Origin of the sequence: Staphylococcus ureilyticus, assembly GCF_025558845.1 — a bacterium.
GTDB classification, from domain to species: domain Bacteria; phylum Bacillota; class Bacilli; order Staphylococcales; family Staphylococcaceae; genus Staphylococcus; species Staphylococcus ureilyticus.
On record NZ_CP094825.1, the window covers coordinates 2243900 to 2262470 of the forward strand.

Sequence of the window (18571 nt, forward strand, 5' to 3'; positions counted from 1 at the left end):
AAACCCATCTAGCTGACTCAATAAATTACCATTGTTTATACGAATGTTAAATATCACAAACGGACATCGTATTGAAATCCAAATGTACTTTAATTTCAATACGATGTCTATTTATATTTTCCAAAAGATTCTGAACATTTTATACAACTTATATGCTACTTTTTGCTAAAATGTATCTAAGACGTTAAATTTAAGGGGATGAACACTTAATGAATTTACAAAACCAACACCCAAGTATATTAAGAAAAATGATTAGTAAAAATGAACTTACAGGTCATACAAGCGGAATGGCTAAAGGTTATGTCCAAGCTAATGTAGTCATATTACCCTCTATTTATGCATATGATTTTTTAAAATTCTGTTTCAGAAATCCAAAAACATGCCCACTTTTAGATGTTTCAGAAATTGGTTCAACCTCTTTTCCTACTTATGGTAAAGAAGCTAACATCACAAATGAAGTAGCACAATATAAAGTATACCGTTATGGCGAATTAGTAGAATCTCCTACTGACATATCTCATTTATTTAATGATGACATGGTCAGTTTTTTGATTGGCTGCAGCTTCACTTTTGAGCATGCTTTGTTAGAGGCGGGTCTACCAATACGTCACATTGAAGAAGAACATAATGTTCCAATGTACATAACAAATATTCCAGCCGCACCAAGTGGCCATTTCTCAGGAAATATCACTGTTAGTATGAGACCGATGACTATGCAACAAGCTATAAAAGCAACAGAAATTACGACACACTTTAAAAATGTTCATGGTACGCCAATACATATAGGAAATCCATCAGCAATTGGCATCGAAAACATAACAAATCCTGATTTTGGCGAACCTGTCACGATTAAAGAAAATGAAGTACCAGTATTTTGGGGCTGTGGTGTTACGCCTCAATCTGTTGCGTTAGATGCTAAACCAGAATTGATGATTACACATGCACCAGGACATATGTTTATCACTGACGTCCCAGATAGTCAGTTAAGCGATTAATTTCACTTGATACACATTTTTACACACTAATTTTAATGATGGAAATTTAAAAAGCAGCATGATAGCATCCACAAATACTAAGTGGCTGCTATATGCTGCTTTTCATTTTTATAATGGTTTTTATGAACAGTATGAAACAAGGTTGACTATTTTAAGATTAACATTTACATCATTTACTTATAACGTAGCATTATCGTGCTTCTATCTCTTCTTTCGAAACGACTGGATAATTTTTAAACCAAACTGAACATACATATCCTACGATTAAACCTATAACACCTACAATGGCGCCATAAATAATTATTTTTATCGGGTTATTGAAACCGAACATAACAAGAAAACCTGCGAGCGGGGTAGCTGTACCTGTCGCATCATTAATCATACCTGATGATGCTATCACCGCACCTGCTAAAGCACCACCAATAAAGTTAGCGGTATAGACGGGTACTGGATTGGCTGACACAACATCTGCTTGTGATAATGGTTCAATACAAACTGCAATTCTAGATTTACGATCTCCTAGTTTAAGTTTATTAAACATCGTACCGTTAATGAAAGATGATGCAAATGAAACCATGGCTGCAATTGCCATTGGCATCCCAGTTAAACCTAATAACGCAGTCAATGCCATGGAACTTAATGGTGCCGTTCCAACAACTGTAATGACGCCACCAAGTATAAGACCCATAATAATCGGGTTAATTTCTGTGGAACTTTGAATAATATCCCCAATTTTCAATAATGAATTATTTACTAATGGCGTAATTACAGTAGCTACTAATCTTGCTAGTGGCGCTATAATCAAAATACCCACTATTAAATCTACGCCGTCCGGCACTTTATGTTCTGCAAACTTCATTAAATAACCAATTGCATAACCAGCAACAAATCCTGGTATTAAATCTAAACCGCCACAAGCTGCTGCAATCACTAAAGCATACACAGGCGAAACCCCGATTGCTAAAGCTACCAAACCTGCAGCTGCCACGCCGCCAAGTCCACCAGCAGCATCACCAAGATCTCCTAAAAATTTAATACCAAACAGATCTCCACCAACATACTTATGAAAAGCTTCCACTAAAAATGTTGCTATCGCTGCATTGGCTAATGCTCCCATTGCACGCATGCCATTAGGAGCACGATATGTAAATAATGTAAATAACACTAGTACAACAATTAAAAACAAGGTCCCTATTAAAATATCCATGAATCATTCTCCTCTTTCTTTGAACTGCTCACACAATAAATTTGTGCAATAAATCGTTCAATCCTTTCTAAATATGGATGCCAAAGCTACTTGCAAAAAATAAATATTAAAATATTTGAAAATCACAAAATATAAACTTTTCAATTTCCATATTTATATATTCTAACATAATTTTTTATTATATTCCGAACAATTTTATTAATTTCTATTTAAGCTCCGCGGAACATTTTTTAAAACAAATTTAATTTAGTTTAAAATTTCACGCAATAATATTTTATTTATCCTGTTAAAAAATAAAAAAGAGTCGTAACATGATCCGTTGCAAACGTTGAATCATGTCACTAACTCCTATCGAAAAAGTTCAATATTTAATATCATCATGTCGATGCGTTGTTTTCAATCGTTTTTATTGGTTTTGCCGGAGAGCCAACTGCAACTACATTCTCAGGAATATCCTTAGATACAACACTTCCCGCACCAATTACTGAGCCATTACCTATTGTTACTCCTGGTAAGACTATGACATTTGCGCCAATCCATACATTATCTCCTATTTGTATGGGTAACGCTTGTTCCAATCCTTGATTTCTATCTTGATATGCTAATGGATGTATCGCAGTATAAAAACCACATTTTGGTCCAATAAACACATGATTGCCCACAAAAATTTTACCACCATCCATAAAATAACAATCATGATTGATAAACACCTGTTCACCTAAAAAAAGGTTATAACCATAATCGACATAAAACGGACTTAATAATTCCAAATTATTTGGTTCAGCATGTAACAATGTCTTCAAAATAGTTTGACGCTTTGCTTTATTGCTAGGTTTCGTTTGATTTAATTCAAAGCATAAGTCTTTAGCTATATTTCTTTCTTTATCCAAATTTTCATCGTAATTTGCGTCATACCATTGTCCAGCTAACATTTTTTCTTTTTCCCTCATATTACATCCCTCACTCATCTATAATAATTCACCAGATTAACTATATCATCGCGTCATGATATTTCTAAATAATTGTCTTACCACTATGCAATATAAGATAACCATTGATACATTAATGTACCTGCATAATTGCCAATCACATAACCTAATGTACCTACAATTAATATAGGTCCGACTAAATCAGTCCAACCTTTACCAATAGCTAATGCAGCTGCAGTAGTAGGACCTCCAGCAGTTGCATTACTTGCAAGTAATATCTCTTCAATGTTGAATTTCAATAATTTTCCTAACAACAAGCTCAAACCCAAGTTAAAGATTAAAATTATCATAACAAAAATAAATAACAACGGTGCCGTTTTTATAATCGTAACAAACGAGGCTGGTGTACCTATGACAACAAAGAAAATATAAATTAAGAATGTTCCAATTTCAGAGGCACCTGCTAATTTTTCAAAGAAGTCTCCCCAAATTGCAACGATGACAAGTGTTAAAGTTGTAAGTAAGAGATAGAAATCCCCAAAAAATGACACAAGTATAGTTAAGAGCAAATTACTTTGAGGTACAACATGTTGTATTAATTCAGAAAGTTTAAAACTGATTGCAACGATTGCTATCGCTGCAGCGATTGAAAATGCGATATCTAATAATTGAATTTTTTTGGGTTGCCAAAATGATTGTTGTGCTGCCGGTGTATGATCACTATGATAATGTGTTTTAAAATGTTTTTTTATAAACGGAATGGATGGTATAGCAATTAATAACAGAAAATATAATGCCATGACACTATTATCTGCAACAACTGTGGATGAAACCATTTCTCCAGGCGTTTTTAATTTGGAACTTAATGCCGCAAAATTCACTCCCCCACCAATGTAACTTCCAGTCATCATTGCCCCTATTTTTGATAAATAAGGTACTGAATGATTTAATATAATAAAAGCTACAGTTGTCCCTATCATGGTCCCTATTGACGCGATTAAAAAAATAAATAATAATCGCCGACTTTCTTTCCAAATTTTTAATATATTTGAACTAAAAAGTAGCAACGGTATAGATAGAGGAACAATATAATCCCACACGGTATCATAAACTGGTGCACTCGTTGGGATAACTTTAAAGTTAGAAAGTAACATCGCTCCTACCAATGCAATAATCGCTCCTGAAATCGTACTTGCCCATTGATATCGTTGTTCTAAAAAGATACTTATTGTGGCCCAAACTATAATAATCGCCCATAATACCCATGTATCATCTTTTCCTACTAGTGTACCCAAAACCATAAAATCACTCCCCTTTATTTTGCATGCATGAGATTAAATTTATTCTAACAATAAAACAGTTGTTTTTTACAATTTTCTGAAAAAATAAATTGTCATTACTTTTTCAACTTGATATTCTTACTAATGCAAGGGTACAAACAAGGGGGATTTTTATGAAACAAAAAATTGGTTTGATACTAGGACCGTTGCTTTTTCTTACTTTTTATTTTATTCCTGAGATTACTGGGCTAGATGACGCTCCTAGGGCCGTACTTGCTGTAACACTTTTTGTCGCCACGTGGTGGATTACAGAAGCGATTCCTATTCCGGCTACTTCACTCATACCACTTATTCTACTACCTTTAAGTGGAGGCACAGACGAACAAGTATCTGCAAGTGCTTATGCTGATCCGATCGTCTTTATGTATATGGGGGGCTTCATTATTGCCTTGGCAATTGAAAAATGGAACTTACATAAACGTATCGCTATGACGATTATCGCTATGATGGGTTCTAATAGCAATAGGATTATTTTAGGTACCATGATTGCAACGGCATTTATATCGATGTGGATTTCAAATGCTGCAACAGCCTTAATGATGTTACCGATTGCATTGGCTTTAATACATGAAATCCAAAACGCACAATTTTTAAAGCCTGAGTCAGCACATAAGTTCAGTAAAGCTTTATTACTTACGGTCGCTTATTCCGCTTCTATAGGTGGTCTCGCAACATTAATTGGCTCAGTGCCAAATGCAGTTTTTGCTGCAATCGCTTCTTCAAGCTTAAATAGAACAGTTTCTTTTGCACAATGGATGATTTTTGCATTACCATTAACAATTATATTACTTATCATATTATATTTGTTAATGACAAAATGGCTCTTTAAAATTGAAGATGCAGATCAAATATCTTCTGATTTTGCTAAAAAATCATTACGTGATTTAGGACCTATGAGTCTAGAAGAAAAATTAACAGGTATTGTATTTCTATTTGTCAGTATATTATGGATTTGTGGTAGCCTGCTTCCATCTTCTCTCCACTTATCAGACACAGTTATTGCAATGATAGGTGCAGTGCTTTTATTTTTAATTCCAGCTAAATCCCACAAAGGTGGTTTACTTGTTTGGGATGATATGAGTAAACTCCCTTGGGGTATATTACTATTGTTTGGTGGCGGTCTTTCGTTAGCTGCTGCTTTTGAAGACTCTGGTTTAACAAAGTGGTTTGGGGGTATGCTAGGCGTTGTAAAACCGTTGCCACTCATTTTAATTGTTATCGTGCTTACGACTGGCATTTTATTCCTTACCGAAGTGATGTCTAATACAGCCGTATCAAATATGTTAATGCCAATCAGTATTGGATTTGCTGCAGCTATCAGCCAAGACCCTTTCATTATTATGGGTATTGTAGCAGTATCATCAACATGTGCTTTCATGTTGCCCATTTCAACACCACCAAATGCAGCGGTATTTAGTTCTGATGAATTAGAAATGAAAGATATGGTAAAAGCTGGTTTTATATTAAATATATTCACCATTATTGTCATATCACTATTTGCTTATTTCTGGTTACCAATTGCTTTTGGTCTCTAATTGAAACTTTAATTAGAATTGATGACCATATATTTTCATAAGCACGTCGTATACAACTAAGGTACGATAGTATGTAAATACTCTGGACGCATGTCACAGACTAAATTTTCATTTATAATATATGTATTATCATTAAAAGGAGTCATTACTTATGAAAACAATCATCAAAGGTGCAATAGCAGTCCTCTTAATCTTAGGTGTCGTAAAAACATTTCAAGATCACGATATTGTAGCAGAAACTACAAATTATTATCAACAATTTAAAGAAGGAGAAATACTACAAAATATTGAAAATGTTAACTTTGACTCTTTAAAAAATATCAATGTCGATGATTTCATTCCTTCAGATTTCTTTTAGCATTTTAAAACGTATGCATCAAACTTGATGCCTTGGTTATAAATGATTAACATACCTTTTAGATATAGATGTACATGCAAGCTAGCATCTCTCAATTCAAAACTAGATCAATAACATATCTATGTTAAATATCATATTAACAATACACGTTCAACTTTAGAAAACTTTACAAACATTGCAAAAGCACTTTCATCTTTCAAAGGATTTTACAATTGCTATAAAATATAACAAAACACTTTCGTTCAATTCATGCTTTTACATGAATTGATATGAAAGTGTTTTTTACTACTACTTAATATAGAAGGTATTATCAAAGTCTATCCCCTTAAGGGCTACAAAATGATAATGCTAAATCAAATATTTCAATTAACTTTAAAACAAGACACACCCTACATTCATTACTAATTTTATAGAGTAAGCTTTACTATCACAGTTGCAGTAAGTTGTTATTTCGTTAGTCCATAATAATCAAACTACACACTATACTTAAGAAGTAATATAATCACCGCCATTTACATGAATGACTTGTCCTGTAATGTAAGAACTATCTGCATAAGACGCTAAAAATACATACGAAGGTGCTAGTTCTGCGGGTTGTCCTCGACGACCCATTGGCGTTTCTCCACCTTGATGTGCTACTTTTTCTTCTGAAAATGTAGCAGGTATTAAAGGTGTATATATCGGACCAGGTGCAACAGCATTTACACGTACGCCCCGTTCTATCAGACTTGTCGCTAAAGATCTTGTAAACGCTACAATTGCCCCTTTGGTTGCTGAATAATCAATAAGATGCGCTGATCCTCTATATGCTGTTACACTTGTAGTATTGATAATGGCATCACCGTCTGCTAAATGTGGCGCTGCTGCTTGAGATAAAAACATCATGCCAAAAATATTAGTTTCAAACGTTTCTTTCACTTGCTCTGGCGTAATTTCTTGAAAACTATCCTGTGGAAATTGAACGCCACCATTATTTACTAAAATGTTTAAACCTCCAAAGTCTTTAACCACTTTATCAATTAATGCTTGAGCGTCTGACACTACCTTTAAATCATGTGCATAGGCTTTAGCTTTTACACCTATTCTTTTCAAATCATCCACTACTTTTTGAGCATCTTCATGTTCATCATAATAGCCAATAGCAACATTTGCACCTTCTCTTGCAAATAGCATCGCTACAGAACACCCAATGCCAGAATCACCGCCAGTAATCAGAGCAACCTTGCCCGTTAATTTGCCACCGTTTTTATAACCTTCCATCTCTGTTATAGGCTGTGGATTCATCTCTTTTTGAATACCTGGTTGTTTATTTTGTGTATAACCTTTAATTTGCTTATGAAATTCTAATAAATTCATCATTATACCCCCATGTGTAATCATTGTATCGTGTACTACATACCACGAATAGACAACGACAAACATATTTAAAAAAACCCGATACATAAACTAAAAATGCTGTGAATCATGTTATATGTTTATAACTTCATTCACAGCATTTTATTTAAGCTTATTTATAGAATGTTTTATTTTTTAAATTGAATGTTTTACAATTCGGCTTGAATGTATAAAAGACATAATTGCAAATATACAATACACAATTGAATATACTATCATGACAACATAAACTGGTGTCATACTTGTCGCATTATAAATCCCCATAAAAGCTTTTGCTGCAAAGTAAGCATGCATCAGTGACACAACTAAAGGTAAGCCAAAGTTGAAAATTACTTTTAACCCTAGTCCTTTCAACATATCCTGATGAGTATAACCAATTTTTCTTAAAATGCGAAAGTTCGGGATTTCATCTTCAGTCTCATCCATTTGTTTAATATAAATAATACATCCTGCTGCCACTAAAAATGCCAAACCTAAAAATGAAGTGACAAATAATAAAATGCCGACACTTTCATTCATTTCTTGTTTTATCATACCTTGTGATTGGATACTCGGTTCAATAGATTGTGCAATTTTCGTTGCTTTTGTCAAATCTGTATGATGTTTCAAATCATAACCGTATTGTTTATTCGTTTCTTTACCTTCTTGCTTGATTTTCTCATATTTATCCGAACTTACTAATAATACTGGACCACCGTAACTTACTTCGCTCATAAATGTCGCTTTATTACTGTCGCCAATCACCTTAAATGTTTCCGTATGACTATTTTTTAACTGAATCTCTTTATTTAAATCATATTTTACTATTCCAGAACCAGCTGCTAAGTTAATCAATTTAGCTTTATTTCCAGAAACTGCTTTATCATTAAAGTATTGATTGCTTGTAACAAACAAGGTTTTCATATTACCCATATTTGATTTTTGAAATACTTGATCATTTAATATATCGTCGCGTGTCACTTCTTTATAGTCTTTCTTTACTTCAATGTGTGCTTTTTGTAATTTACTTTCAAATTGTTTTGCTTGTTTACTATCTTTAAAATTTAAGTCATGAGGTGCCATTAACTTTGTATTTTCATCCATCGTTGATTTACTAATTGCACCAAAACATAATACCGTTACGGTTACTGCTGAAATAGTTGCAATGATTGTTAATGATAATGCATTTTTCTTCATTCTGTGCATGATAGATGATGTAAACACAACGTCAGTGATTGACACATTGCCTTTTTTTGAACGTTTTAACGTTTTAAATATAAGCGAAACGGAACTACGGAAAAATAAATATGCCCCTAACACCGTTAAAAATAAAATGATAAATGGTGAATAGATTACCATATTGAGAAACTTACCAAACATTTCTGTTGAGATATAATATCCTACACCAATCATCACAATACCTAACACACCGAAGATCACTTCGATCACAGTGATTTGAGATTTGGTTGCTTCTGTGCGTGCATTGTCATTCATCATCATTAAAATACTACGCTTACGTAAAAAGATAAAGCTTTGTATGAGTATGAGTACAAATGACACCACAATAAGCATCAATGTTTGTATGACTGCTGGCAATTGGAACGATAACGATACGCTCATATTGATGTCTAATATTTTGAGCACGATCATCAGCAGCAATTTCGAACCAAATATGCCGATAATCATGCCGATAACGCCAGTTAATAAAAGCATCATCGCTTGCTCAATGACTAACATTCTCATGATGTTGTTTCTTGTTAAACCAATCAATTGATACAGCGCAAATTCACGCGTTCTACGCTTAATAAATAGTTGGTTTGCATACATTAAAAATATAACAATTATAAAGAATAAAAATACTGCGCCAATTTCTGAACCTTTTTGAATTGTCTTTAATGATTGCTCATTATTAATACTATTTGTATATTTTAAAGTTACAAAACTAAAATATAAAACGATACTGACAATTAAGGAAAATAAATACATGGCATAATGTCTAACGTTTTTCCTTAAATTCTTGATAACGATTTGATTAAAATTCATTTGCCACACCACCTAAGGCAGTTTGCATGTGAATGATGTTTTTATAAAATGCTTGATTACTATCCTCACCTTGATATATTTCTGAATGTATATCACCATCTTTTAGCATAATGACACGATTTGAATAACTAGCTGCAACGGGGTCGTGAGTGACCATTACGATGGTAGCATTCGTCTTTTGATTTAACTCTTCCAAACGGTTTAGTAAGTCTTGTGCACTTTTTGAATCTAAGGCACCCGTTGGTTCATCTGCAAAAATAATAGCAGGTTTGTGTACTGAAGCCCTTGCCGCAGCAGTACGTTGTTGTTGTCCTCCAGATATCTCATTTGGATATTTATGGCCCAGTTGACTAATACCTAATGCTTGCGCGACTTCGTTATAATTTTGCTCTTTTTCTTGTTTAGATAATTTTTGAATAGATAGTGGTAACATTATATTTTCTTTAACAGTTAATGTATTAAGCACACTATAATTTTGGAAAATAAAACCTATTTCTTTTTTACGAAAGTCTGCTAATGCTTTATTACTCATTTTATTAATTTGATGACCATTAATTTCAACAGTACCACTCGTTATATAATCTATGGAACTAATCACATTAAGCAATGTCGTTTTTCCAGAGCCTGATGGCCCCATAATCGTCACAAATTCACCTTTTTCTATTGCAAAATCTATGCCTTTGAGTACTTCTTGTTTTCTATGTTTATTACCATAATTTTTAGTTAATCCTTCTACTTTAAGAATAGACATGTGTTACACTCCTTCAATCACTTTACTTTTATTTATATTTGTATCATAGCGAATTCACTTTATTTTCTCGTTTGATTTTACTAACAAATACATATTTTCAAATTACAAAACTGTCACATGTTTATTTCGTAATAAATTATATTTTTTTAAATTTTTTTGTCATAAAGTACTATAAACTTTTTTTATGCTATGTGCTATACTATTAAAATTGACTTTTAATAAAGGAGCACAGTTTATGCTAAATAAATTAAAGAAAGAATGGCTCACTGCACCAGGTACAAATATATTAGCAGGTATTGTTGTAGCACTTGCGTTAATTCCTGAAGCAATCTCATTCTCTATCATTGCAGGTGTAGATCCAATGGTTGGATTATATGCCTCGTTTATCATCGCTGTTGTCATTTCATTAGTTGGGGGTAGACCCGCAATGATATCAGCTGCTACTGGTGCTGTTGCTTTAGTTATTGTGCCATTAGTTCGAGATCATGGTATTCAATATTTACTTGCTGCCACCATTTTAATGGGAATCATTCAAATCATCTTTGGGTTGTTGAAAATAGGTAGACTTATGAAATTTATTCCAAATTCTGTAATGATTGGGTTTGTGAACGCATTAGCTATAATGATATTTATGACACAACTTAAACATATCTTTGGTATCTCCATGCCTACATACTTATTTGTCATTATCACACTATTAATCATTTATTTATTACCTCGTGTTTTCAATCGTATACCTGCACCATTAATTGCTATCGTCGTATTAACAATCGCATATTTAGTTACCGGGGCAGACGTTAAAACGGTTGGAGATTTAGGCGAAATTAAAAAAAGCTTACCGCAATTAATAATCCCAAATGTACCATTTAATATGGAGACTTTTAAAATTATATTTCCCTATGCCATATCAATGGCAATCGTAGGTCTTGTAGAAAGCTTATTAACCTCACGCATCGTCGATCAGGCAACCGATAGTTATAGCAACAAGAATCAAGAAGCTCGTGGACAAGGTATCGCAAACTTTATCACGGGCTTTTTCGGTGCAATGGGAGGTTGTGCTATGATTGGACAGTCGGTTATTAATGTGCGCTCAGGTGCAACCACACGACTTTCCACATTTACAGCGGGTGTATTTTTAATTATCTTGATTATGGTCTTTGGTGACTGGGTTGTTGAAATTCCAATGCCAATTTTAGCAGGCATCATGGTGATGGTTTCGGTAGGTACATTTAACTGGGGATCATTTAAATTTATTCAAAAAGCCCCACGTTCTGATGCATTTGTGATGATATTAACGGTCGTTATCGTTTTGTTCACAAGTAATCTAGCGCTTGGCGTCATTGTTGGTGTTATCATCAGTGCATTATGTTTTGCTACAAAGATATCCAATGTTTCTGTCCAATATGAGGAACAAAATCATCACGTCTATTATAAAGTTAAAGGACAAATTTTCTTCGTCTCTATCGATTCTTTAATGAACCAATTAGATTTAGAAATAAGAGATCAAACAATTTATCTCGATTTTAGCCAAGCACATCTATGGGATGATTCAGCTGTCAATGCAATAGATACTTTAATAGAAAATTATAAAAAGAAAAATAATATGATTTATGTAAAACATCTTAATAAAGACAGCCGTAAAATTGTTTCTGAACTCAGCAAAGTCAATCAGCAGCAACATCTAATATAACTTTGATTTAAATCATAAGCTAACATCACTTGTTACATACATACTGATGTTAGCTTATTTTGTTTCAAACAAACACATTGACTTTTATACCTATAGGGGGTATATTAAATTTAACAGATGACATACAAATAGCGTTTCGTTATAAATCTATAAAACAAAAGGAGGCAGTCACTGAGATGAGTAACAACAAAAAAACGACACTAGGCATTACGGGCATGACTTGTGCCGCGTGTGCAAACCGTATCGAAAAGAATTTAAATAAAATGGAAGATGTCACAGCAAATGTCAATGTCACAACCGAGAAAGCAACGATTGAATATAATTCAGATCATACTTCAATCGATGCTTTAACTCAAAAAATTAAAGATACAGGTTATGATGTTGTCACTAAAAAAGCTGATTTAGATGTCATCGGTATGACTTGCGCTGCATGTTCAAATCGTATTGAAAAAGTTCTTAATCGCACTGACGGTGTTGAACAAGCCAACGTCAATCTCACAACCGAAAATGCAACGATAAATTATAATCCAGAAGTGACATCTATAGATGAATTGATAAAGAAAATACAAAACATCGGCTATGATGCAAAAACCAAAGCAGCTCCTTCAGAAAAGAATTCACGCAAAGCTCAAGAATTAAAAGGGAAACGAAACAAATTAATCATTTCAGCCATCCTTTCTTTACCTTTATTATTGACGATGTTTGTCCATTTATTTGGACTACCATTACCGAGTTTCTTAATGAATCCCTGGTTTCAATTCATATTAGCTACACCTGTTCAATTTATAATTGGTTGGCAATTTTATGTAGGCGCTTATAAAAATCTACGAAATGGCTCAGCCAATATGGACGTATTAGTTGCTTTAGGTACGAGCGCAGCATTCTTTTACAGTATTTATGAAATGATAAAGTGGTTGAGCAATACAAATGATACACCTCATTTGTATTTTGAAACGAGTGCCGTATTAATAACACTTATCTTATTTGGTAAATATTTAGAAAGCCGTGCCAAAACACAAACTACCAATGCTTTAAGTGAATTGTTAAGCTTACAAGCCAAAGAAGCACGTATAATCAGAAATGGTAAAACACAGATGGTGCCACTCAGTGAAGTTGTTGTGGGAGATTATATACAAGTAAAACCAGGAGAAAAAATACCAGTTGATGGTCAAATAATTAAAGGTATGACTGCGATAGATGAATCTATGTTAACCGGTGAATCTATCCCTGTTGAAAAAACATTAAACCATAATGTGATAGGATCAACAATGAATAAAAACGGTACGATTACAATAGAAGCAACAAAAGTAGGAAAAGACACTGCTTTATCTTCTATTATTAAAGTAGTTGAAGACGCTCAAGGTTCAAAAGCGCCTATACAACGTTTAGCTGATACGATTTCTGGTTACTTTGTTCCTATTGTCGTAGGCATTGCTATACTCACATTTATCATTTGGATTGCTTTTGTTCAAACGGGCCAATTTGAACCTGCGCTTGTAGCAGCAATCGCTGTATTAGTGATCGCTTGCCCATGTGCATTGGGCCTCGCAACACCCACTTCAATTATGGTGAGTACTGGTAAGGCTGCTGAAAATGGTATTTTATTTAAAGGCGGCGAGCACATAGAACGTACGCACCAAGTCGATACAGTTGTTCTAGATAAAACAGGAACAATCACAAACGGTAAACCAATTGTGACTGATTTTGAGGGTAATAATGAAACCCTACAACTATTAGCTAGCGCAGAAAAAGATTCTGAACACCCATTAGCTGAAGCAATCGTCAATTATGCAAATGAAAAAAACATCGACTTATTAGAAACATCTGCTTTTGAAGCCGTACCTGGACACGGTATTCAAGCAATGATTCATAACCAAGACGTATTTGTTGGCACACGTAAATTCATGAAAGATGCGCATATAGATGTTTCAATGTATGAAGATAATTTAGTTAAATATGAATACGAAGGTAAAACGGCTATGCTCATTGCTATTAATCAAACACTGCAAGGTGTGATTGCAGTCGCTGATACAGTCAAAGACTCTGCCGAGGAAGCAATACAACAACTACACGAATTAGGTATTTCCGTAACAATGCTTACAGGAGATAATGCACGAACAGCACAAGCGATTGCTAAACAAGTAGGTATAGACGCTGTAATTTCAGAAGTATTACCAGAAGAAAAAGCTTCAAAAATCGCTGAACTACAAGATAATAATAAAATTGTTGCTATGGTTGGAGATGGCGTTAATGACGCACCAGCATTAGTTCAAGCCGATATTGGTATTGCTATTGGTACAGGTACAGAAGTAGCAATAGAAGCAGCGGATGTCACTATTTTAGGCGGAGAATTATTATTAATTCCTAAAGCAATCAAAGCTAGTAATTCAACGATAAGCAATATCAGACAAAACTTATTTTGGGCGTTCGGCTATAACGTTGCCGGTATCCCTATTGCCGCTTTAGGTTTACTTGCACCATGGGTAGCTGGCGCAGCTATGGCATTAAGCTCCGTAAGTGTAGTAACCAATTCGCTTAGATTAAAACGAATGAAATTATAACTCAATTTTGTAATAATACTAATAATAAATATCCTTAATTTAAGGAGGTGATTCTTATGGCAACAGAAACAATTAAAGTTGATGGCATGAGCTGCGATCATTGTAAGCATGCAGTAGAATCTGCGCTGACGAATCTAAATGGCGTATCAACAGCTGATGTAAACCTTGAGGCTGGTAATGTTGAAGTCAATTTTGACGACAATAAAGTTACAATGACAAGCATGAAAGATGCTATCGAAGATCAAGGCTATGATGCTAAATAACCTGTACATTTATAAAATAAGGGCTGAGACGAAATCAAACGTCTTAGCCCTGTTTTTATATTACCTATTTAATTAACGCGAAGTTTACTATCCCCTGTATATATTACCTCTAATGTTGCATCTAGCGCATCCACAATAAGATTTTTCACAGCTGCATCTGTATAAAAAGCAATATGTGGAGATAGAATGACATCTTGTCGCTCTATCAATTCAACTAATACTGCATCATCCAATTGTGTATTGCGTTGATCACTTGGGAATAAGCCTTTCTCACCTTCATAAGTGTCTAATGCTGCTCCTTTTAATTTCCCACTATTCAATGCATCTATAAGCGCTTTTGTATCAACAATCGTACCGCGCGCACAATTAATAAACACGGCACCAGTTTTCATTTCTGTAAATACTGTCTCATTAAACAAATATGTATTATCCTTTGTCGCTGGGATATGTACAGTGACAATATCCGCGTCTTTAATTGCTTCACTCATGCTTTCCTGATATGTCAAATACGCTTCGCATGAAATTTGAGGTTCAATATCATATGCTATTACTTCTGAACCAAAGCCTTCTGCAAAAATTTTACCAACAATGGAACCAATACGACCTGTACCAATAACTGCAACTTTTAAATCTTTTATAGAACGTGACAAAATACTTGGTTGCCATCTAAAATCATATGTTGCAGTTTTATTTTGTATATCATTAAAATTTCTAATTAAATTTAATGCTTGGGATACGGTATATTCAGCGATTGAATTTGGAGAATATGAAGGTACGTTGGTTATAACTAGTTCATATTGCTTAGCTAACTCAAGATTGTAACTATCAAATCCAGCACTTCTCTGAGCAATTTGCTTAATGCCATAATCATGTAATTTTTTATATACTGTTTCATCTAATTCAATTTGTTGTGACAATGACACCCCATCAAAACCTTTGACACGATCTACCGTTTCCAAAGATAAAATGTCACTATCTAAATCTACTAAAACCTGATTTTTTTCTGACCATTCATTAATAAAAGGGATATCTTCTTCTCTGACACCAAAAAGTTTAATGCTTTTCATTAATCGTTTCACTCCTAATCTGCTTCATATAAATGTTTTAATGATTGAATGCGTTCTGCGGCTTCCATTAAGCTATCATCATCCACTGCTAATGAAATACGTACATAGTGCCGCCCATGTTCACCAAATGGAACACCTGGTGCAACCAAAATGGATTTTTCTTTTAATAAATACGTTTCAAATGTTTCACCATCATAATGTTTAGGGGTTTTCAACCATAAAAATATGCCACCATTCATCGGTTCAAAAGGGATTCCCACTGCATTCAATTTAGCAGTGAACTTATCTCTACGAACTTTAAATATTTCATTTTGACTCAAGAGGAAATCATCATAGTGATTTAAAGCAAAGGTAGCCGCATCTTGCAGTGCACCAAACATACCAGCGTGCGTATGTGTTTGATATTTTTTCAATGCTTGTATCATATCTTTGTTTCCTACAGCAAAACCAACTCTAAAACCTGACATATTATATCCTTTTGATAAAGAGAAAACTTCTATTGCTAAGTTTTTAGCACCCTTTGATTGTAAAATACTTGGATTTTTATAATCAAAACCAAATGCACTGTAGGCAAAATCATGAACAATTTTAGTTTTTGTGCCTTGAAATTGTTTAATTGCTTTATCAAACACATCTTTTGTAGCAACTGAACCTGTAGGATTATTTGGATAAGTTAGATAAACTAAGCGCGTATTCAATAAGACATCTTTATCTATCGTATGCCATTGTGGCAAATAATAAGGTGGCTTTAACACAAGTGGTTGTGGCTTAGCATCTGCCAATAATACACCTGCTAAATAATCTGTATAACCTGGATCAGGAAGCAGCACATTTTCCCCTGGATTAACGATGCATGTAGGCAAAGCGACTAAGCCGTTTTTCGTACCATATAAGATACAAACTTCTTCATCCTTATCTAATTCAACCTCATATTGTCTTTTATAAAAATCCACGATTGCTTGCTTAAATGTTTCTTTCCCATGAAAAGCGACATATTTTTGATTTTCTGGTTTATAGATGGCTTCTGCGTAACAATCAAGAATACCTTTAGGCGTTGCACCATCAGGTATACCTACTGCCATATTAATCAATGGCAAAGGACCAGGCTCTATTTTACGCCCCATCGTTTTGCCAAAGTAACTATCCGGAATTTGTGATAATCGATCTGATATTCCCATTAAAAGTCCTCCTTAAAATAAAAAACTATATGCCCCTTAAGTGACATATAGCTCTCACATGACACTTATCTATCAAGTATTTTACTTGTTGAATGTAGCACAGTACTTATGATAATAGATAAGTCTGTTGCTGAAGTTTCAACGGGTCAAGTCCCTCCACTTCTCTGGATAAGTTACTTTATAATTAAATTAATATTAATTTTATCAGAATATTCTAACATGTCAATATAAAAAAAGAGTGACTCGCTTGAGTCACTCTTTATCTATATAGTTATCACATTAATTTTTGATTGAATCTTACCAACCAACCCAAGCGCCAGAACCTTGTGATTTATAAACTCCAACTGCTGTATCAATTTGGTCTTGAACAGACATACCCGAATGTTCGCCATGGCCTAATAGTTGGAATAATCCGTATGCTCCAGATGAAGCATTAACAGCATTTGCATTACCACCGCTTTCGCGTTGAATAACACCTTTCCATTGCGCAGCTGACACACCAGTACGCGATGCCATTTGATTAGCAATTGCATCAATACTTGACGTATTTGTAGTCACTGATGTAGATTTTGCACTTGTTTGTGCTGTTCTAACATTTGTAGTTGCTGAAGCTTTTGGTGCTTCTACTGCTGCTGGAGCAGTGTATGATTGTTGTGAACGTACTTCACTTGCAGATTTTTCATTTGTATTAACACTAACTTCTGAACTTACATCTTGTGTAGTGTTAGATGTTGAAGCTTGTGCACCAACTGCATGGTATTCCCATGACCATGTATTACCGTCTGATGTAAAAGTAAACTCGTTACCATCTAGTACAAAATTATAGTTATACGCACCAGCGTGTAATGGTTTTTGATTTAATTCAGCTGAATCATTTAATGCTAATTCTGCTAAATGTGCTTTGTCGATGTTTTGTTCTGAAGCGTGAGCTTGATTGTTGTCAGATGCTGCTGCATATCCTGTTACGCCTAATGCTACTGCTAATGATGAAGCTAAAATTGATTTTTTCATAATAAAATAAATCCTCCAAATTTAATTTCTAATAAAATATATTTTCGATAACTTTTTTGTCGTATTTGCTAAAATTCTTTAAATTTTATGTTTTGTTTTTTGACCATAGTTAATATACCACATATTTTTATCAAACATATTACACTTACATAACAAAACTTTACAAAAATTATTCTGATTTGTAACATTGCAATCTTTTGTAATCATTTTATACAACGTTCTCAAATAATTATTATTGCTCATACGATTTATGGATACTGGCATAAAAA

At 34.0% G+C, this 18571-nt stretch carries 15 protein-coding genes and 1 riboswitch; of the genes, 6 read left to right on the forward strand and 9 right to left on the reverse strand.

Translation table 11 applies throughout. The features are described 5' to 3' along the window. Nucleotides 1–209: 209 nt before the first annotated feature. Nucleotides 210–995, forward strand: a complete 786-nt coding sequence (locus MUA21_RS11120) for a putative hydro-lyase (protein ID WP_073344302.1) — start codon at nucleotides 210–212, stop codon at nucleotides 993–995. A 190-nt stretch (nucleotides 996–1185) separates the two neighbouring features. Here MUA21_RS11120 and MUA21_RS11125 read toward each other — a convergent pair whose 3' ends face one another. The 3 genes from MUA21_RS11125 to MUA21_RS11135 all read right to left on the reverse strand — a co-directional run bounded on the left by MUA21_RS11125 (nucleotide 1186) and on the right by MUA21_RS11135 (nucleotide 4432). Beyond that, nucleotides 1186–2202, reverse strand: coding sequence for a PTS sugar transporter subunit IIC (locus tag MUA21_RS11125; protein ID WP_064209237.1), 1017 nt, complete (start codon nucleotides 2200–2202; stop codon nucleotides 1186–1188). 377 nt (nucleotides 2203–2579) lie between these two features. Beyond that, on the reverse strand, nucleotides 2580–3152 hold the full coding sequence (locus MUA21_RS11130) for a sugar O-acetyltransferase (protein ID WP_107525276.1): 573 nt from the start codon (nucleotides 3150–3152) through the stop codon (nucleotides 2580–2582). A gap of 83 nt (nucleotides 3153–3235) precedes the next feature. Continuing rightward, complete coding sequence (locus MUA21_RS11135) at nucleotides 3236–4432, reverse strand: DUF819 family protein (protein ID WP_046208802.1); 1197 nt, start codon at nucleotides 4430–4432, stop codon at nucleotides 3236–3238. A 152-nt stretch (nucleotides 4433–4584) separates the two neighbouring features. Between MUA21_RS11135 and MUA21_RS11140 the strand changes: the two genes are divergently transcribed. Both MUA21_RS11140 and cwrA read left to right on the forward strand, forming a co-directional pair. After that, a complete protein-coding gene (locus MUA21_RS11140) occupies nucleotides 4585–6006 on the forward strand; it encodes an SLC13 family permease (RefSeq protein ID WP_107525277.1) in 1422 nt (473 codons plus the stop codon). A 151-nt stretch (nucleotides 6007–6157) separates the two neighbouring features. After that, nucleotides 6158–6364 carry a cell wall inhibition responsive protein CwrA gene (gene cwrA / locus MUA21_RS11145; protein WP_019469992.1) on the forward strand — a complete coding sequence of 69 codons (207 nt, stop codon included), beginning with the start codon at nucleotides 6158–6160 and terminating at the stop codon, nucleotides 6362–6364. A 486-nt stretch (nucleotides 6365–6850) separates the two neighbouring features. Here the strand turns inward: cwrA and MUA21_RS11150 are convergent, their stop codons facing one another. The 3 genes from MUA21_RS11150 to MUA21_RS11160 all read right to left on the reverse strand — a co-directional run bounded on the left by MUA21_RS11150 (nucleotide 6851) and on the right by MUA21_RS11160 (nucleotide 10532). Further along, nucleotides 6851–7720, reverse strand: a complete 870-nt coding sequence (locus tag MUA21_RS11150) for an SDR family oxidoreductase (RefSeq protein WP_107525278.1) — start codon at nucleotides 7718–7720, stop codon at nucleotides 6851–6853. 174 nt (nucleotides 7721–7894) lie between these two features. Continuing rightward, nucleotides 7895–9781 (reverse strand): FtsX-like permease family protein, encoded by a 1887-nt coding sequence (locus MUA21_RS11155; RefSeq protein WP_107525279.1) that lies wholly within the window; start codon nucleotides 9779–9781, stop codon nucleotides 7895–7897. Then, nucleotides 9771–10532, reverse strand: coding sequence for an ABC transporter ATP-binding protein (locus MUA21_RS11160; RefSeq protein ID WP_262561280.1), 762 nt, complete (start codon nucleotides 10530–10532; stop codon nucleotides 9771–9773). The genes MUA21_RS11155 and MUA21_RS11160 overlap by 11 nt, the downstream gene beginning before the upstream one ends. Nucleotides 10533–10767: 235 nt before the next feature. Here MUA21_RS11160 and MUA21_RS11165 point away from each other — a divergent pair, with 235 nt between their 5' ends. The 3 genes from MUA21_RS11165 to copZ all read left to right on the forward strand — a co-directional run bounded on the left by MUA21_RS11165 (nucleotide 10768) and on the right by copZ (nucleotide 15046). After that, complete coding sequence (locus MUA21_RS11165; protein ID WP_064209231.1) at nucleotides 10768–12222, forward strand: SulP family inorganic anion transporter; 1455 nt, start codon at nucleotides 10768–10770, stop codon at nucleotides 12220–12222. 176 nt (nucleotides 12223–12398) lie between these two features. After that, nucleotides 12399–14783, forward strand: a complete 2385-nt coding sequence (locus MUA21_RS11170) for a heavy metal translocating P-type ATPase (protein WP_262561282.1) — start codon at nucleotides 12399–12401, stop codon at nucleotides 14781–14783. 56 nt (nucleotides 14784–14839) lie between these two features. After that, nucleotides 14840–15046 carry a copper chaperone CopZ gene (gene copZ / locus MUA21_RS11175; protein ID WP_046206719.1) on the forward strand — a complete coding sequence of 69 codons (207 nt, stop codon included), beginning with the start codon at nucleotides 14840–14842 and terminating at the stop codon, nucleotides 15044–15046. Nucleotides 15047–15114: 68 nt separating this feature from the next. On the opposite strand, the gene MUA21_RS11180 is transcribed toward copZ, so the two are convergent. From MUA21_RS11180 to MUA21_RS11190, 3 genes are all read right to left on the reverse strand, one after another. Then, entirely contained in the window at nucleotides 15115–16113 is a 999-nt protein-coding gene (locus MUA21_RS11180; RefSeq protein ID WP_262561283.1) for a D-lactate dehydrogenase, read from the reverse strand. A 14-nt stretch (nucleotides 16114–16127) separates the two neighbouring features. Then, a complete protein-coding gene (locus tag MUA21_RS11185) occupies nucleotides 16128–17291 on the reverse strand; it encodes an aminotransferase class I/II-fold pyridoxal phosphate-dependent enzyme (protein WP_107525282.1) in 1164 nt (387 codons plus the stop codon). Between the two features lie 62 nt (nucleotides 17292–17353). After that, nucleotides 17354–17466, reverse strand: a riboswitch (SAM riboswitch). Nucleotides 17467–17588: 122 nt separating this feature from the next. Beyond that, the gene (locus tag MUA21_RS11190; RefSeq protein WP_107525283.1) at nucleotides 17589–18302 is read right to left on the reverse strand and encodes a transglycosylase family protein; all 714 of its coding nucleotides are present in this window, start codon (nucleotides 18300–18302) and stop codon (nucleotides 17589–17591) included. Between the last annotated feature and the right edge of the window lie 269 nt (nucleotides 18303–18571).

Bases quoted from the DNA above. Each gene is read 5' to 3' on its own strand.
- MUA21_RS11120 (WP_073344302.1), top strand. From the start codon at position 210: ATGAATTTACAAAACCAACACCCAAGTATATTAAGAAAAATGATTAGT.
- MUA21_RS11125 (WP_064209237.1), bottom strand. From the start codon at position 2,202: ATGGATATTTTAATAGGGACCTTGTTTTTAATTGTTGTACTAGTGTTA.
- MUA21_RS11130 (WP_107525276.1), bottom strand. From the start codon at position 3,152: ATGAGGGAAAAAGAAAAAATGTTAGCTGGACAATGGTATGACGCAAAT.
- MUA21_RS11135 (WP_046208802.1), bottom strand. From the start codon at position 4,432: ATGGTTTTGGGTACACTAGTAGGAAAAGATGATACATGGGTATTATGG.
- MUA21_RS11140 (WP_107525277.1), top strand. From the start codon at position 4,585: ATGAAACAAAAAATTGGTTTGATACTAGGACCGTTGCTTTTTCTTACT.
- cwrA (WP_019469992.1), top strand. From the start codon at position 6,158: ATGAAAACAATCATCAAAGGTGCAATAGCAGTCCTCTTAATCTTAGGT.
- MUA21_RS11150 (WP_107525278.1), bottom strand. From the start codon at position 7,720: ATGAATTTATTAGAATTTCATAAGCAAATTAAAGGTTATACACAAAAT.
- MUA21_RS11155 (WP_107525279.1), bottom strand. From the start codon at position 9,781: ATGAATTTTAATCAAATCGTTATCAAGAATTTAAGGAAAAACGTTAGA.
- MUA21_RS11160 (WP_262561280.1), bottom strand. From the start codon at position 10,532: ATGTCTATTCTTAAAGTAGAAGGATTAACTAAAAATTATGGTAATAAA.
- MUA21_RS11165 (WP_064209231.1), top strand. From the start codon at position 10,768: ATGCTAAATAAATTAAAGAAAGAATGGCTCACTGCACCAGGTACAAAT.
- MUA21_RS11170 (WP_262561282.1), top strand. From the start codon at position 12,399: ATGAGTAACAACAAAAAAACGACACTAGGCATTACGGGCATGACTTGT.
- copZ (WP_046206719.1), top strand. From the start codon at position 14,840: ATGGCAACAGAAACAATTAAAGTTGATGGCATGAGCTGCGATCATTGT.
- MUA21_RS11180 (WP_262561283.1), bottom strand. From the start codon at position 16,113: ATGAAAAGCATTAAACTTTTTGGTGTCAGAGAAGAAGATATCCCTTTT.
- MUA21_RS11185 (WP_107525282.1), bottom strand. From the start codon at position 17,291: ATGGGAATATCAGATCGATTATCACAAATTCCGGATAGTTACTTTGGC.
- MUA21_RS11190 (WP_107525283.1), bottom strand. From the start codon at position 18,302: ATGAAAAAATCAATTTTAGCTTCATCATTAGCAGTAGCATTAGGCGTA.